This window comes from Pelomonas sp. BJYL3 (genome assembly GCF_027257975.1).
GTDB classification, from domain to species: domain Bacteria; phylum Pseudomonadota; class Gammaproteobacteria; order Burkholderiales; family Burkholderiaceae_C; genus Roseateles_B; species Roseateles_B flavus.
The window spans coordinates 953,848-967,489 of the sequence record NZ_JANZKX010000001.1; the positions used below are offsets into that span (position 1 = coordinate 953,848).

11 protein-coding genes are annotated in these 13,642 nt (G+C 72.1%); all 11 read left to right on the forward strand.

Features of this window, described 5'->3' with window-relative positions; all coding sequences use genetic code 11:
* The first annotated feature begins 6 nt into the window (after positions 1-6).
* From O9Y01_RS04220 to cobT, 11 genes are read left to right on the forward strand one after another with little or no spacing between them, the layout of a single operon-like run.
* On the forward strand, positions 7-465 hold the full coding sequence (locus O9Y01_RS04220) for a hypothetical protein (protein ID WP_269630228.1): 459 nt from the start codon (positions 7-9) through the stop codon (positions 463-465).
* The gene (locus O9Y01_RS04225; RefSeq protein WP_269630229.1) at positions 462-791 is read left to right on the forward strand and encodes a DUF2149 domain-containing protein; all 330 of its coding nucleotides are present in this window, start codon (positions 462-464) and stop codon (positions 789-791) included. The genes O9Y01_RS04220 and O9Y01_RS04225 overlap by 4 nt, the downstream gene beginning before the upstream one ends.
* Complete coding sequence (cobN, locus tag O9Y01_RS04230; RefSeq protein WP_269630230.1) at positions 781-4,782, forward strand: cobaltochelatase subunit CobN; 4,002 nt, start codon at positions 781-783, stop codon at positions 4,780-4,782. Before O9Y01_RS04225 ends, cobN begins: the two co-directional genes overlap by 11 nt.
* Complete coding sequence (locus O9Y01_RS04235) at positions 4,779-6,875, forward strand: TonB-dependent receptor (protein ID WP_269630231.1); 2,097 nt, start codon at positions 4,779-4,781, stop codon at positions 6,873-6,875. Before cobN ends, O9Y01_RS04235 begins: the two co-directional genes overlap by 4 nt.
* Before the next feature lie 7 nt (positions 6,876-6,882).
* Positions 6,883-7,536: a 5,6-dimethylbenzimidazole synthase gene (bluB, locus tag O9Y01_RS04240; protein ID WP_269630232.1), complete on the forward strand. Its 654-nt coding sequence runs from the start codon at positions 6,883-6,885 to the stop codon at positions 7,534-7,536.
* Complete coding sequence (cobO, locus tag O9Y01_RS04245) at positions 7,526-8,095, forward strand: cob(I)yrinic acid a,c-diamide adenosyltransferase (protein ID WP_269630233.1); 570 nt, start codon at positions 7,526-7,528, stop codon at positions 8,093-8,095. Before bluB ends, cobO begins: the two co-directional genes overlap by 11 nt.
* Before the next feature lie 32 nt (positions 8,096-8,127).
* Positions 8,128-9,069, forward strand: a complete 942-nt coding sequence (gene cbiB, locus O9Y01_RS04250) for an adenosylcobinamide-phosphate synthase CbiB (RefSeq protein WP_269630234.1) — start codon at positions 8,128-8,130, stop codon at positions 9,067-9,069.
* Complete coding sequence (locus O9Y01_RS04255) at positions 9,063-10,130, forward strand: aminotransferase class I/II-fold pyridoxal phosphate-dependent enzyme (RefSeq protein ID WP_269630235.1); 1,068 nt, start codon at positions 9,063-9,065, stop codon at positions 10,128-10,130. The genes cbiB and O9Y01_RS04255 overlap by 7 nt, the downstream gene beginning before the upstream one ends.
* On the forward strand, positions 10,121-11,602 hold the full coding sequence (locus O9Y01_RS04260) for a cobyric acid synthase (RefSeq protein ID WP_269630236.1): 1,482 nt from the start codon (positions 10,121-10,123) through the stop codon (positions 11,600-11,602). The genes O9Y01_RS04255 and O9Y01_RS04260 overlap by 10 nt, the downstream gene beginning before the upstream one ends.
* Positions 11,599-12,438 carry an ABC transporter substrate-binding protein gene (locus O9Y01_RS04265; protein ID WP_269630237.1) on the forward strand — a complete coding sequence of 280 codons (840 nt, stop codon included), beginning with the start codon at positions 11,599-11,601 and terminating at the stop codon, positions 12,436-12,438. The genes O9Y01_RS04260 and O9Y01_RS04265 overlap by 4 nt, the downstream gene beginning before the upstream one ends.
* A 4-nt stretch (positions 12,439-12,442) precedes the next feature.
* Positions 12,443-13,483, forward strand: coding sequence for a nicotinate-nucleotide--dimethylbenzimidazole phosphoribosyltransferase (cobT, locus tag O9Y01_RS04270; RefSeq protein ID WP_269630238.1), 1,041 nt, complete (start codon positions 12,443-12,445; stop codon positions 13,481-13,483).
* Positions 13,484-13,642: the final 159 nt, after the last annotated feature.

Here is a 13,642-nt window from a genome sequence, read left to right on the forward strand (position 1 = left end):
TCCACCATGTTGATCGAATCCGGATTCGCCCAGATCACCCAGGCCCTGCTGTGGCCGGTGCTGATCCTCGTCGCCCTGGGCTTTGCCTACGCCCTCTGGACTGCCGGTGTCACGCTGATGGACGCCCTGCTGCGCCGCCGCGGCCGCCGCCTGCTGCAGGCCACGCCGGAATGCCGGCTCGAGCAGCTGGAGCTGCAGGTCCTGCGCCAGCTGGAGCCCGCACGCCTGCTGGGCCGTGTGAGCCCGCTGCTGGGCCTGATCGCCACCATGGTGCCCCTGGGCCCGGCCTTGCAGCAGGTCGCCGCCGGCCAGGGGCACCAGGCCCTGGCCGTGTTCGGCTCCGCCTTCTCGGGCGTGGTGCTGGCCATGACCGCCGCGGCCATTGCCCTGGTCGTGTATTCCGTGCGCCGCCGCTGGCTGCTGGCCGAGCTGCTGGACATCAAGAAGGAACGGGGATGGGCATGAGTGGACATCGCGTGCACATCCTCGCCGAGGAGGACGACGATCCCATGCTCTCGGCCGTCAACCTCGTGGACGTGTTCCTGGTCCTGGTCGTCGCGCTGCTGACGGCCGTGGCCCTGCAGCAGCAGTCGCAGGCGGACGAGACCGTGATCCGCCGCGCCGGCGAGCCGGACATGGAGATCGTGGTGCGCAAGAACGGCCATGAGATCAAGTACCGCGGCAATGGCGGCAGCAGCGAAGGCCAGGGCGTGAAGGCCGGGGTGGCCTACAAGCTCAAGGACGGGAGTGTCATCTACGTCCCTGAAGAAGGTGCACCGGATGCGCCTTGACCGGCGGCTGCGGCACGTCCTCCTGCTGCTGGGCCTGCTGACGCTCGCCAGCCTGGCCCAGGCCCAGCTGCTGTGGATCTCCACCGACGTGACGCCCGCGGCCCGCGAGGCGCTGCTGGTGCGCGAGGCCCAGGCCGCCGGCATCTCGCTGCAGCGCTGGCAGGTGCCGCTGCAGGCCGAGGCCCTGGGCGACAGGGAGCGCCAGGCCCGCCAGCGCCAGCTGCAAGGCCTGGTGCAGGCCGCGCGCTGGGTGTGGATCGACGCGCCCCATGCCGTGGCCGAGACCCGCCTGCGCGGCCTGCTGGCGGACCAGCCCGGCCTGGATGCGCGCCAGCCGCTGTGGATCCCCGGCGGCGAGCCGCCCGCCAGCGAGCGCAGCCTGCACGCGCTGCTGCAAGCCGGTGGCGCGGCCAATACGCGGGCCGCCCTGCAGGTCCTGAAGGCCCAGGCCGACGGCCGCAAGATGGACATGCCCCTGGCCCAGCGCCTGCCGCTGCGCGGCTTCTACCACCCGGACGCCCCAGCCCTGCTGCCGGATGCCGGCGCCGCCCGCCGCTGGGCCGACCAGCACGCACAAGGCGGCGTGCGCAAGCGGGTCGTGATCCTGCTGCACCGCTACCACTTCGTCCAGGGTCAGACGGCCTGGCTGGACGCCTGGCTGCGTCAGTTCGAGGCCCAGGGCCTGCAGGCCCTCGCGGCCTTCGCCAGCCCCCTGGACGAGACCCAGCTGCAGGCCCTGCTGGCGCCTGAAGCTCAGCCTCTGCACGATGTGCTGGTCACGCACACGCTGATGCCCAAGGCCAGCTCGCTGCAGACCCTGTTCGAGCGCTGGGGCAGGCCGGCGCTGGCCACGCTGCCCTTCCGCCAGGGCGACAGCGCGCAATGGGACGCCGGCAGCACCGGCCTCGCACAGAGCGACATCCCCTTCTACCTGGCGCAGCCGGAGAGCGCCGGACTGATCGACCCCGTGCTGGTCGTGGCCCATCCCGCGGGCGGCGCCGAGCCGCAGCTCATCGAGCGCCAGTCCGCCGCCGTGGTGGCCAAGGCCCGCCGCCTGATCGCCCTGCAGGCCAAGCCCGCGGCGGACAAGCGCCTGAGCCTCTTCGTCTACAACTACCCCGCCGGGGCCAGCAACTTCGGCGCCAGCTTCCTCAACGTGCCCCGCAGCCTGGAGCAGCTGAGCCGGGGCCTGCAGGCCGCGGGCTATGCCGTCGAGCCGCGTGACGAGGCCCAGTGGCTGCAAGGGCTGCAGGGCCTGCTGGCCGCCTACTACCCGGGCGCCGATCTCGACGCCCTGCTGCGCAGCGGCCAGGCCGCCGCCCTGCCCGTGGCGGACTACCAGCGCTGGTTCGACACCCTGCCCGCCGCCGTGCGCCAGCCCATGCTGCAGCGCTGGGGCCCGCCCGCGCAGAGCCGCTACGTGCGCCCGCATCAGGGCAAGCCCGTCTTCGTGATCCCGCGCCTGCAGCTCGGGCACCTGGCCGTGCTGCCCCAGCCCCCGCGCGAAGAGGACCAGCACCTCGGCCGAGATGCGATGCAGCATCGCAGCAAGACCCCGCTGTCCCACCACTACCTGGCCGTCTACCTTTGGGCCCGGCAGGCCGATGCCTTGATCCACTTCGGCACCCACGGCACGCAGGAATGGGCCCATGGCAAGCTGCGCGGCCTGGACGTGCACGACGACGCCCTGCTCCCCCTGGGCGACGTGCCGGTGATCTACCCCTACATCGTCGACAACCTCGGCGAGGCCCTGACCGCCAAGCGCCGCGGCCGGGCGCTGATGGTGAGCCACCGCACGCCCAGCTTCGCGCCGGCCGGCTTCAATGCCCGCATGGCCCGCATGCACGAGCTGATGCATGAATGGGAGACCGTGGACCCCGGCCCCACGCGCCAGGGCCTGGAGCGGCAGATGGTGGAGCAGTTCGTCGAGCACCAGCTGCACCGCGACCTGGGCTGGACGGCCGCACAGATCAGCGCCAATTTCTCCGGCTTCCTGGAGCTGCTGCACCCCTACCTGGACCGGCTCGCGCAGAGCGCCCAGCCCCAGGGCCTGGCCGTCTTCGGCCGCGTGCCAGACGAGGCCCAGCGCCGCGGCACCCTGCTGCAGATGCTGCGCGCGCCCCTGATCGAGGCCCTGGGCGAGGACATCGACGAAGCCTTCCTGATCGACTACGACCGCGTAGCCACCGCACGACCCGCGCGCTGGCTGGACCTCGCGCTGCAGGATGCCCGGGCCGCCAGCGAGCTGGACCTGCGCCCCGCCCAGCCCGACGGCCCGGTGCCCAACCACGCCGCCCGCAAGCCCATCGACACGCCCGCCCTCTACCAGCTGGCCCTGCGCGCCCAGGAGATGGAGCGCCGGCTGAAGCACGAGGGCGAGCTGCCCGGCCTGCTGGCCGCGCTGGAGGGCCGCTTCGTGCCCGCGGCCTATGGCGGCGACCCGCTGCGCAACCCCGACAGCCTGCCCACCGGCCGCAACCTCAGCGGCCTGGACCCGGCCCGCCTGCCCACCCCCCAGGCCTACGAGGCCGCCCAGCGCCTCTTCAGGCAGTGGTGGGCCGAGCAGGCCAGGGACCCGAAGCCGCCGCAGCGCCTGGCCCTGTCCCTGTGGGCCGGCGAGACCCTGCGTCATCAGGGCCTGATGGAAGCCCAGGCCCTGGCCGCGCTGGGCGTCGAACCTGTGTGGGACGAGAACGGCCGGCCGACGAAGCTGCGCCTCATCCCGCTGGCAGCGCTGGGCCATGCCCGCATCGACGTGCTGCTGTCCATCACCGGCTCCTACCGCGACCAGTTCCCCGGCCTGATGAAGCTGCTGGATGAGGCCGTGGCCCTGGCCGCGTCGGCCTCAGAGCAGGAAGGCGACAACGCCATCACCCGCCACAGCCGCGAGGTCGAGCAGGAGCTGCGCAAGCAGGGCATGAGGCCTGCGCAGGCCCGCCAGCTGGCCCAGGCCCGGATGTTCGGCAACAGCGTCGGCGCCTACGGCACGGGCGTGGCCGAAGCCATGCAGGCCGACGGCCTCAAGCGCGAGGACCCGCGCCTGGGCGGGCTGTTCCTGCAGAGCATGAGCCAGCCCTATGTGCAGGGCGAGCCGCTGGCCGTCGACGAGCGCACGGCGCGCAGCGCCTTCGCGTCCCAGCTCAAGCGCACGGACGCCGCGCTGATGTCCCGCAGCTCCCACCTCTACGCCATGCTCAGCTCGGACGACCCCTTCCAGTACCTGGGCGGCCTGGCCGCAGCGGCCAAGGCGGCCGGCCGGAAGGAGGCGCTGCAGCTGCATGTGAGCCAGCTGCAGGACGCCGCCGAGCCGCAGACCGAAAGCGCCAGCCGCGCCATCGCCCTGGAGATGCAGGGCCGCTACCTGCACCCCGGCTGGCTAAAGGCCCAGCGCGACGAGGGCTACGCCGGCGCGCTGCAGGTCCTCAAGACCGTGCAGTTCACCCTGGGCTGGCAAAACATGGCCCCCGAGACCGTGCGCCCCGACCACTGGCAAAGCCTCTTCGACGTGCTGGTGCGCGACAAGCACCAGCTGCAGCTCCCGCAGTGGCTGGCCGAGCACAGGGAGAGCTATGCCCAGACGCTGGCCGGCCTGGTCCGCGCCGCCGCGCAGGGCCATTGGCAGCCGGATGCCGCCACCCGCCGCGAGCTGGCCCAGCGCTACGCCGAGCTGCGCAGCACCCGCAGCCGGCCCGACGAGCTGGCCGGCGTGCAGCGCTGGGTGCAGGGCCAGCTGCCCAAGCCCGCCGCGCCGCGCCCTGCCGCGCCCAAGCCTCCTCCGACGAGCGACGTCACCCAGCCCCCCCTGGTGCGCGGCCTGCAGCTGCAGCCCGTGCCTCAGGCCCCGCCGCCGCGCTTCACAAACGCCTCGCCGCTGTCCACCGCCCTGGCCTGGGTGCTGATGGGCCTGCTGATGGCCTGCGGCGCCAGCTGGCGCTGGTTCCGCGCGGCGCCTTCTCTCAACTCCACGGGCGCTGCTGCGCTGCCTGCATGAAACTGAACCGAGTCCCTTCCCGCAGTCCCGTCCGCCCGCTGCCCTGGCTGCTGGCGCTCTGCTACCCCTGGGTGCAACCCTTGCATGCGGAGGAGCTGGAGAAAGTGGAGCTGCAAGGCCGGGCCGTGCTGGGCAGCGCGGAGAGCGCCTCGCAGGGCGAGGTCGGCGCCGAGCGCCTGGCCTACAAGCCCCTGCTGCGCCCGGCCGAGCTGCTGGAGGCCATGCCCGGCATGATCGTCACCCAGCACAGCGGGGACGGCAAGGCCAACCAGTACTTCCTGCGCGGCTTCAACCTGGACCATGGCAGTGACTTCGCCACGATGCTGTCGGGCATGCCCGTCAACATGGCCAGCCACGCGCATGGCCAGGGCTATATGGACCTGAACTTCCTGATGCCCGAGCTGGTGGACAGCCTGCGCTACCGCAAGGGCGCCTTCGCCGCCGAGGACGGGGACTTCGCCACCACCGGCGCCTCGCGCATCGCCTATGTGCGCGAGCTGGCCCAGCCCTTTGCCGAGCTGGGCCTGGGCCCGCACAACTTCCGCCGCGCCCTGCTGGCAGGCAGCCGCCCGCTCGGCGGCGGCCAGGCCCTCGCGGCGCTGGAAGCCAGCCGCAACGACGGCCCCTGGGACCAGCCCGAAGGCCTGCAGCGGCGCAATGCCGTGCTGCGCTGGTCAACGGGGGACGAGCGCGAGGGGCTGTCGGTCAGCCTCATGGGCTACACGGCGCACTGGAAGGCCAGCGAGCACGTGCCGCTGCGCGCCATCGAGTCCGGCGAGATCGGCCGCTACGGCACGCTCTCGCCCGATGACGGCGGCATCACCCACCGCCACAGCCTCAGCCTGGACTGGGCCACGCGCTGGGGAAGCTGGCAGCAGCAGGCCACGGCCTATCTGATCGACTACGGCCTGCAGCTCTACTCCGCCCCTTCCGGCTTCATCAACGGCCCGGACGGCGACCAACACGAGCAGCTCGACAAACGCAAGGTACTGGGCTTCGCCTGGCAGGCCCAGCAGCCGCGTCTGGCCCTGTGGCAAGACCTGGCCCCCGCGCAGTTCAGCTGGGGCCTGCAGTGGCGCCAGGACCGCATCGCCACCCTGGGCCTCTACGACACCGTCGATCGCGTGCGCCAGCGCACCGTGCGCGAGGACCGCGTGCGCCAGGACGCCCTGGGCGCCTTCGCCGAACTGCAGCAGGCCCTGACGCCGGACTGGCGCGCCGTGCTGGGCGCGCGCTGGGACCGCGTCCAGGCCAAGGTCCAGGCCCTGGGCGGCGAGTTCAATGCCGGCAACGGCGGCACGGCCAGCGACAACCGCCTGAGCCCCCGCCTGGGACTGGTGCACCGCTGGAATGCCGAGACCGAGCTCTACGCCCACTGGGGCCGCGGCTTCCGCTCCAACGACGCCCGCGGCGCCACCAGCCGCTTCAATCCGCAGGACGGCAGCGCGCAGGATCCCCTGCCCCTGCTGGCCGGCACGCGCAGCCAGGAGCTGGGCCTGCGCCACCGCTTCGGCCCGGGCTGGCAGGCCAGCTGGAGCCTGTGGCAGGCCGACCTCGATTCGGAGCTGGTCTTCGTGGGCGATGAGGGCGTCACGGAGGCGCGCGGCGCCTCTCGCCGCATGGGTCTGGAATGGTCCAACGACATCCGCCTGGGCCGGGACTGGCTCATCGATGCCGACATCGCGTGGTCCCGCGCCCGCTTCGTGCAGGCCGAGAACGGCGGCCGCCAGGTGCCCAATGCCATCCCGCTGAGCACCTCGGTCAGCGCCAGCTACGACCCAGGCGGCGCCTGGAGCGCCGGCCTGCGCCTGCGCTACATCGGCCGCTATGCGCTGGAGGAAAGCGGCACGGAGCGCTCCAGCGGCGCCTTCACCGTCAATGCCAAGCTGGCCTGGCGCCCCGCGCCGGGCTGGGAGCTGGGGCTGGACCTGCTCAATGCCCTGAACACGAAGGCGCATGACATCGAGTACTGGGGCAATGCCTGCACGCGCCGCGAGGGCGCGGCCTGCGGCGGTGGCGAAGGTCTGGCCGGGCGACTGGTCCATCCCATGGAACCGCGCAGCCTGCGCTTCAGCGTGCGGGTGAGGCTCTGAGGTCCGCATGTCCCTGATCCCGCCCTTCACCCCCGAGCAGGCCGCCACCGTGCGCCAGGCCATTGCCCTGCGCCGCGACTGCCGGCACTTCCTGCCGGGCCCGACCCTGCCGGACGCGCAGCTCGAGCGCCTGCTGCAGGCCGCGCACCAGGCGCCCTCGGTGGGCCTGATGCAGCCCTGGCGCTTCATGCGCCTGTCCACGCCCGCCTGGCGCGAGCGCCTGGCCCCGCTGGTGGAGGCCGAGCGCCAGGCCACCGCCGCTGCGCTGGGCGCGCGGGCCGACGAGTTCCTGCGCCTCAAGGTCGAGGGCCTGCGCGACTGCGCCGAACTGCTGGCCCTCATCCTGCCGCCGGACGACGGCACCGTCTTCGGCCGCCGCACCCTGCCACAGGAAATGGCCCTGTGCTCGGCCGGCGCCGCGGTGCAGAACCTGTGGCTGGCCGCCCGCGTGGAGAATCTGGGCCTGGGCTGGGTGTCCATGTTCGAGCCGCAGGCCCTGGCGCGCGTGCTCGAGCTGCCGCACGGCGCCCTGCCCCTGGGCCTGCTGTGCCTGGGGCCGGTGCCGGCCTTCTATGAACACCCCCTCCTGGAGCAGACGGGCTGGCGCCAGCGCCGCCCCCTGCAGGACCTGCTGATGAAAGCCCCCGATCATGGAAATTGAGACCCCGCCCGTCGACCGCGAACGCGTCATCCCCACCGCCGAGCGCCGCGGCCTGATCCTCGTCCACACCGGCGACGGCAAGGGCAAGAGCACGGCCGCCTTCGGCCTGGCCCTGCGTGCCCATGGCCGCGGCAAGGCCGTGAAGATCTACCAGTTCATGAAGGTGCCCTCGGCCCGCTTCGGCGAGCACCGGCTGTTCGAGCAGCTGGGCGTGCCCATCGAAGGCCTGGGCGACGGCTTCTCGTGGAAGAGCAAGGACCTGGACCACTCCGCCGAGCTGGCCCGCGAGGGCTGGGCCCGGGCCGAGGCGACGATCCGCGCCGGCGAGCACTTCCTCGTGGTGCTGGACGAGATCATGTACCCCCTGCGCTACGGCTGGCTGCCGCTGGAGCCGGTGCTGCAGGTCCTGCGCGAGCGCCCCTCGCATGTGCACGTGGTGCTGACGGGCCGGCGCGCGCCGCAGGAGCTGATCGACCTGGCGGACACCGTCACCGAGATGACGCTGGTCAAGCATCACTTCAAGGCCGGCGTGCCGGCCCAGCGTGGCATCGAGGACTGATGCGGGCCTGAAGTGGACGTGATGTGGACGCGATGAACACGGTCTGGCTCTTCCCCGCCGCCATGGCCCTGGCCCTGCTGGTGGACCAGCTGCTCGGCGAGCCGCCCCTGTGGGCGCACCCCGTCGTGGCCATGGGCCGCTACCTGGGCGCCTTCAAGCGCTGGCTGCCGGGCCTGGCCGCCGCGCCGGCCTTCGTCTGGGGCGGGCTGCTGTGGCTGCTGGGCGCCAGTGTGAGCGTCCTGGTCGCGCTGCTGGCCGAGCAGCTGATCTGGCAGGGGATCCGGCCCTGGCAGAGCTCCCTCCGGTGGGGGATGGCCCTTGTTTTCATGGGCCTGCTCTTGAAGCCCTTGCTGGCCTGGCGCATGCTGCGCGAGGAGGTGATGGCCGTGGAACACGCACTGCAGACATCGCTGGAGGCCGGCCGGGAGCGGCTGTCCCGCCTGGTCAGCCGGGACACGCGGCCGCTGAGCGCCGCCCAGGTGCGCGAGGCCGGCATCGAGACCCTGGCCGAAAACCTCAACGATTCCGTGGTGGCGCCCCTGTTCTGGTTCGCCATCGCCGGTCTGCCGGGCGCGGCACTGTACCGATTTGCCAACACTGCCGACGCCATGTGGGGCTACCGCGGCCCCTGGGAATGGGCGGGCAAGTGCGCGGCACGGCTGGACGACCTGCTGTCCTGGATCCCCGCCCGCCTCACCGGCCTGCTGATGACGCCCCCGGCGCAATGGCCGGCCCTGTGGCGGCAGTCCGGCCTCACGCCCTCGCCCAACGGCGGCTGGCCCATGGGCGCGATGGCCCTGCGCCTGGACCGGCGCCTGGGCAAGCCGGGCGTCTACCTGCTGCATGCCGAAGGTGGCGAGCCGGCGGTTGGCGACATCGCCCGGGCGGTGACGGTGGCCCGGCAAGGCCTGGCCCTCGCCGCCCTGTTGCTGATGGGACTGGCCCTGGGTCTGCGCGGAGGCCTGGCATGGTGAACACGCCGCTGCTGGAACACGGCGGACCCGACGGCGGGCCGCCCGTGCTGCACGACTTCTCCAGCAATGCCAGCCCCCTGCCCACGCCCGAGCCGGTGCTGGCCGCCCTGCAGGCCGCGGACCGCCGGCACTATCCGGACCCGGCCTATGGACAGCTGCGCGAGCAGCTCTCGGCCCTGCTGCAGCACCCCGCCGAGCTGATCCTGCCCAGCTCCGGTGGCGCCGAGGCCATACGCCGGCTCACGCTGTGGGCCTCGCTGGAGGGTCTGCGCCATGTGTGGGTGCCGCAGCCCGGCTTTGGCGAATACGCCGCCGCCGCGCAGGCCCTGGGCCTGCGGGTCCATGCCTACGAGGACTTCACCCAGCTCACCCGCGAGCTGTGCGCCCAGGAAGACGGCCTGCCCATGAAGAGCCCGGCCCTGGTCTGGGCCTGCGATCCCCTGAACCCCAGCGGCAGCAGCCCCTCCGCCACCGCCTGGCAGAGCGTGGCCGACGCCCTGGTCAACAGCGGCTCCCAGCTGGCCATCGACCTGGCCTACGAGGCATTGCGTCTGGACGGCAGCAGCCAGCTGCCCCAGGCGCTCGCAGACCAGGCCTGGCGGCTGCGTTGCCCCAACAAGGCCCTGAGCCTCACGGGCGTGCGGGCGGGCCTGCTGCAGGCCCCGCTGGGCGCGCACGGGACCGCCCAGCGATTGCGGCAGCTGGCGCCCAGCTGGGTGTTGTCGGCCGAGGGCGTGGCCCTGCTGGGCGAGGCCTGGCGCCCCGACACCCTGCAGGCGCTGAAGCAGCAGCGCGATCGCCTGCGCCCCTGGCGCCTGGCCCAGCACAGCGCCCTGCACCTGCGCGGCTGGGCGGCCCGGCCCAGCGTCTGCAACTTCGCTCTGTGGCGCCCGGGATCGGGCACCCACATCCCCACCCTGCTGGCGGCCCTGCGCCAGCGCGGCATCAAGCTGCGCAATGCCGAATCCCTCGGCGCGCCGGGCTGGCTGCGGCTCTCGGTACAGAGCCCCGACAGCCAGGACGTGCTGCTCCAAGCCCTGATGGACCTCGAATGCCTCTGAACGACAAGAACAGGCGCGCGCGCGCCGTGATGGTGCTGGGCACGACCAGCGGTGCCGGCAAGAGCTTCCTGGCCACGGCCCTGTGCCGCTGGTATGCGCGGCAGGGCTTCAAGGTGGCGCCGTACAAGGCGCAGAACATGAGCAACAACGCCCGCGTGGTGCCTGGACTGAACGGGCACATGGGCGAGATCGGCTCCGCTCAATACTTCCAGGCCCTGGCCGCACGCTGCCGGCCCGAGGTCCGCATGAACCCGGTGCTGCTCAAGCCGGAGGCCGACACCGCCTCGCAGGTCATCGTGCTGGGCGAGGTCGACGAGGCCTTGAGCCGCGCGCCCTGGCGCGAGCGCAGCGAGCTGCTGTGGCCCCATGCCCGCGCGGCCCTGCATGAACTGATTGACGAGAACGAGGTGGTGGTGATCGAGGGCGCGGGCTCGCCGGCCGAGATCAATCTGCATGCCAGCGACTACGTCAACATGCGCACCGCCCGCGAGGTGCAGGCCGCCTGCCTGCTGGCCACCGACATCGACCGCGGCGGCGCCTTCGCCCATCTCTACGGCACGCACCAGCTGCTGCCGCCCGAGGAGCGGGCGCTGTTCCGCGGCTACGTGCTCAACCGCTTCCGGGGCGATGCCCGCCTGCTGGCGCCCGGCCCCGAGATGCTGCAGCAGCTGACCGGCGTGCCCACGATGGCCGTGCTGCCCATGTGGCGCCATCACGGCCTGCCGGAAGAGGACGGCGTCTTTGACGAGCAGGTGACGGGCCAGGGCCTGCGCATCGCGATCGTGGCCTATCCGCGACTCTCCAACCTCGATGAATTCCAGCCCCTGCGCCAGGTGCCCGGCGTGCAGCTGGTCTGGGCCCGCGATGCCCGCACGCTGCAGGGCGCGGACTGGATCATCCTGCCCGGCTCCAAGGCCGTGGCGGCGGACCTCGCCTGGCTGCGCGAGCAGCGCCTGGATGCGGCCATCGCCGCCCATGCCGCGGCGGGCAAGCCGCTGATGGGCATCTGCGGCGGCCTGCAGATGCTGGGCGAGACCCTGGTGGACCCGCATGGCATCGACGGCAATGCGCCGGGCCTGGGCCTGCTGCCCCTGGTGACGCGCTTCGAGCGGGAGAAGCTGCTGAGGCCGGCGGCATTGTCCTTTGCGAAGACGATGGCGTCACCCTGGTCGGCCTTACAGGGACTTGATCTGGAAGGTTATGAGATTCACCATGGCCGCACCGTCCAGCATCCATCGCTGGGCGCAGCAGAAGAGATCCTGCACGAGCGGGACGCAAGCGTCGTGGGTTGGCAGCAAGCGAACGTGCTGGGGCTCTATGCCCATGGCCTGTTCGAGCAGCCTGCCTTGCTGAAGGCCCTGTTCGGGTTCGACGGAGGAGGGTTGGAGCCGGTGTTCGAAGGTCTGGCGGACTATGTGGACCGCCATTTCGCACCGGGTGCCCTGATGCAATTGCTGGAACCCTCCGCATGACACTCCTCGCCCCTGCTACTCCCGCGCTGTCCCCGGCCCTGTCCACGGCCCCGGCTGTGCCTGCCGCCCCGCAGCGCATCGCCTGCCTCTCCACCGAAGCCGTGGAGGTGCTCTACCGCCTCGGTGCCCAGGACCGCGTGGCCGGCATCTCCGGCTACAGCGTGCATCCGCCCGAGGCCCGGGCCGAGAAGCCCAAGATCAGCGGCTTCTCCAGCATGAAGCTGGAACGCATCCTGGCCGTGAGGCCGGACCTCGTCATCGGCTTCTCCGACCTGCAAAGGCCCCTGCTGGCCGAATGCGAGACCGCCGGTCTGCCCACCCTGTGGTTCGACCAGCGCAACATCGCCGGCATCCATGCCATGGTGCGCCGGCTGGCCGCCCTGGTGCAGAAGGAGGTGGAGGGCGAAGCCCTGTGCGCCGGCCTCGTGACCCAGGAGCTGCGCCTGGCCGAGGCTGCGGCCGCCCTGCCCTGGCGGCCGCGCGTCTTCTTCGAGGAATGGGACGATCCCCTGATCTGCGGCATCGGCTGGGTCAGCGAGATCATCCAGCTCTGCGGCGGCCACGACATCTTCGCCGGCCGCGCCCGTGCCGGCTTCGCCAAGCAGCGCATCGTCAGCCATGAAGAGGTGCTGTCGCACGAGCCGCAGCTCATCCTCGGCTCCTGGTGCGGCAAGAAATTCGTGCCTGAGAAGGTGCTGGCCCGGCCCGGCTTTGCCAAGCTGGGCGCGCGCCTGGCGGAGATCAAGTCCGCCGACATCCTCGCGCCCGGCCTGGCGGCCCTGGAGCGGGGTGCGCCCCAGGTCCTGGCCGCCATCCAATCCACCGTCCTGCAGTAGACCCATGACCGACCTGATCCCCCACATCCCCAGCCTCCACGACGAAGCCCTGGCCCAGCGCCTGCAGGCCCGCATCGACAGCAAGACCAAGCCCCTGGGCTCCCTGGGCCAGCTCGAGGCGCTCATGCAGCGCCTGGGCCTGATCCTGGGCAGCGAGACGCCCCTGCTGAAGCAGCCTCAGCTGATGGTCTTCGCGGGCGACCACGGCCTGGCGGCGCGCGGCGTCTCGGCCTTCCCGCCGGACGTCACCTGGCAGATGGTGGAGAACTTCCTTGCCGGCGGCGCGGCGGTCAGTGTGCTGGCCCGCCAGCACGGCCTGGCCCTCACGGTGGTGGACGCGGGCGTGCGCCATGACTTCGCCCCGCGCCCGGGCCTGATCCAGGCCAAGGTCGCGCCCGGCACGGCCGACGCGCTGGAGCAGCCCGCCATGACGGCCGACCAGTGCGCGACCGCCCTGGGCGCCGGCCGCGAGCTGCTCGCCACCCAGCCCGGCAATGTGCTGATCCTGGGCGAGATGGGCATCGGCAACACCTCGGCCGCGGCCCTGCTGCTGGCCCGCCTGGCCGGCCTGCCCATCGCCGACTGCGTGGGCCGGGGGACAGGTCTTGACAACGCCCAGCTGGCCCGCAAGACCGAGATCCTCGGCCAGGTGCTGGCCCGTCATCCGCAGGCCCTCTCGCCGCTGGAGGCGCTGCAGGCCTTCGGCGGTTTCGAGATCGCGATGATGGTCGGCGCCGTGCTGCAGGCCGCCCTGGAGCGCCGCGTGATCCTGGTCGACGGCTTCATCACCAGCAGCGCCATCCTCGTGGCCGCGCGGCTGCAGCCGGCCGTGCTGGAACGCTGCGTCTTCGCTCACCGCTCCAACGAGCAGGCTCACCGCCTGATGCTGGACCAGCTGCAGGCCCAGCCCCTGCTGGACCTGGGCCTGCGCCTGGGCGAGGGCTCGGGCGCGGCGCTGGCCTGGCCGCTGCTGGAGTCGGCCTGCCGCATCCTGGTCGAGATGGCCAGCTTTGCCTCTGCGGGCGTGAGTGAGCGACAGTCCTGAAGCACTGAGGGACCGCACTGACGGACCGCACTGACGGACCCCACTGAGCAGCCGGACTTCCTACCAGAACTGAGGCAGGCGCGCGACGGCGCTCGCGCGTGCTGCCGGGCGAAGTTCCCGCAGGGCGGAACAGCTGCACGCTTTTCGCCAACGACCTGC

Coding starts and splice junctions, on each gene's coding strand:
- O9Y01_RS04220 (WP_269630228.1), top strand. CDS start 7: ATGTTGATCGAATCCGGATTCGCCCAGATCACCCAGGCCCTGCTGTGG.
- O9Y01_RS04225 (WP_269630229.1), top strand. CDS start 462: ATGAGTGGACATCGCGTGCACATCCTCGCCGAGGAGGACGACGATCCC.
- cobN (WP_269630230.1), top strand. CDS start 781: ATGCGCCTTGACCGGCGGCTGCGGCACGTCCTCCTGCTGCTGGGCCTG.
- O9Y01_RS04235 (WP_269630231.1), top strand. CDS start 4,779: ATGAAACTGAACCGAGTCCCTTCCCGCAGTCCCGTCCGCCCGCTGCCC.
- bluB (WP_269630232.1), top strand. CDS start 6,883: ATGTCCCTGATCCCGCCCTTCACCCCCGAGCAGGCCGCCACCGTGCGC.
- cobO (WP_269630233.1), top strand. CDS start 7,526: ATGGAAATTGAGACCCCGCCCGTCGACCGCGAACGCGTCATCCCCACC.
- cbiB (WP_269630234.1), top strand. CDS start 8,128: ATGAACACGGTCTGGCTCTTCCCCGCCGCCATGGCCCTGGCCCTGCTG.
- O9Y01_RS04255 (WP_269630235.1), top strand. CDS start 9,063: ATGGTGAACACGCCGCTGCTGGAACACGGCGGACCCGACGGCGGGCCG.
- O9Y01_RS04260 (WP_269630236.1), top strand. CDS start 10,121: ATGCCTCTGAACGACAAGAACAGGCGCGCGCGCGCCGTGATGGTGCTG.
- O9Y01_RS04265 (WP_269630237.1), top strand. CDS start 11,599: ATGACACTCCTCGCCCCTGCTACTCCCGCGCTGTCCCCGGCCCTGTCC.
- cobT (WP_269630238.1), top strand. CDS start 12,443: ATGACCGACCTGATCCCCCACATCCCCAGCCTCCACGACGAAGCCCTG.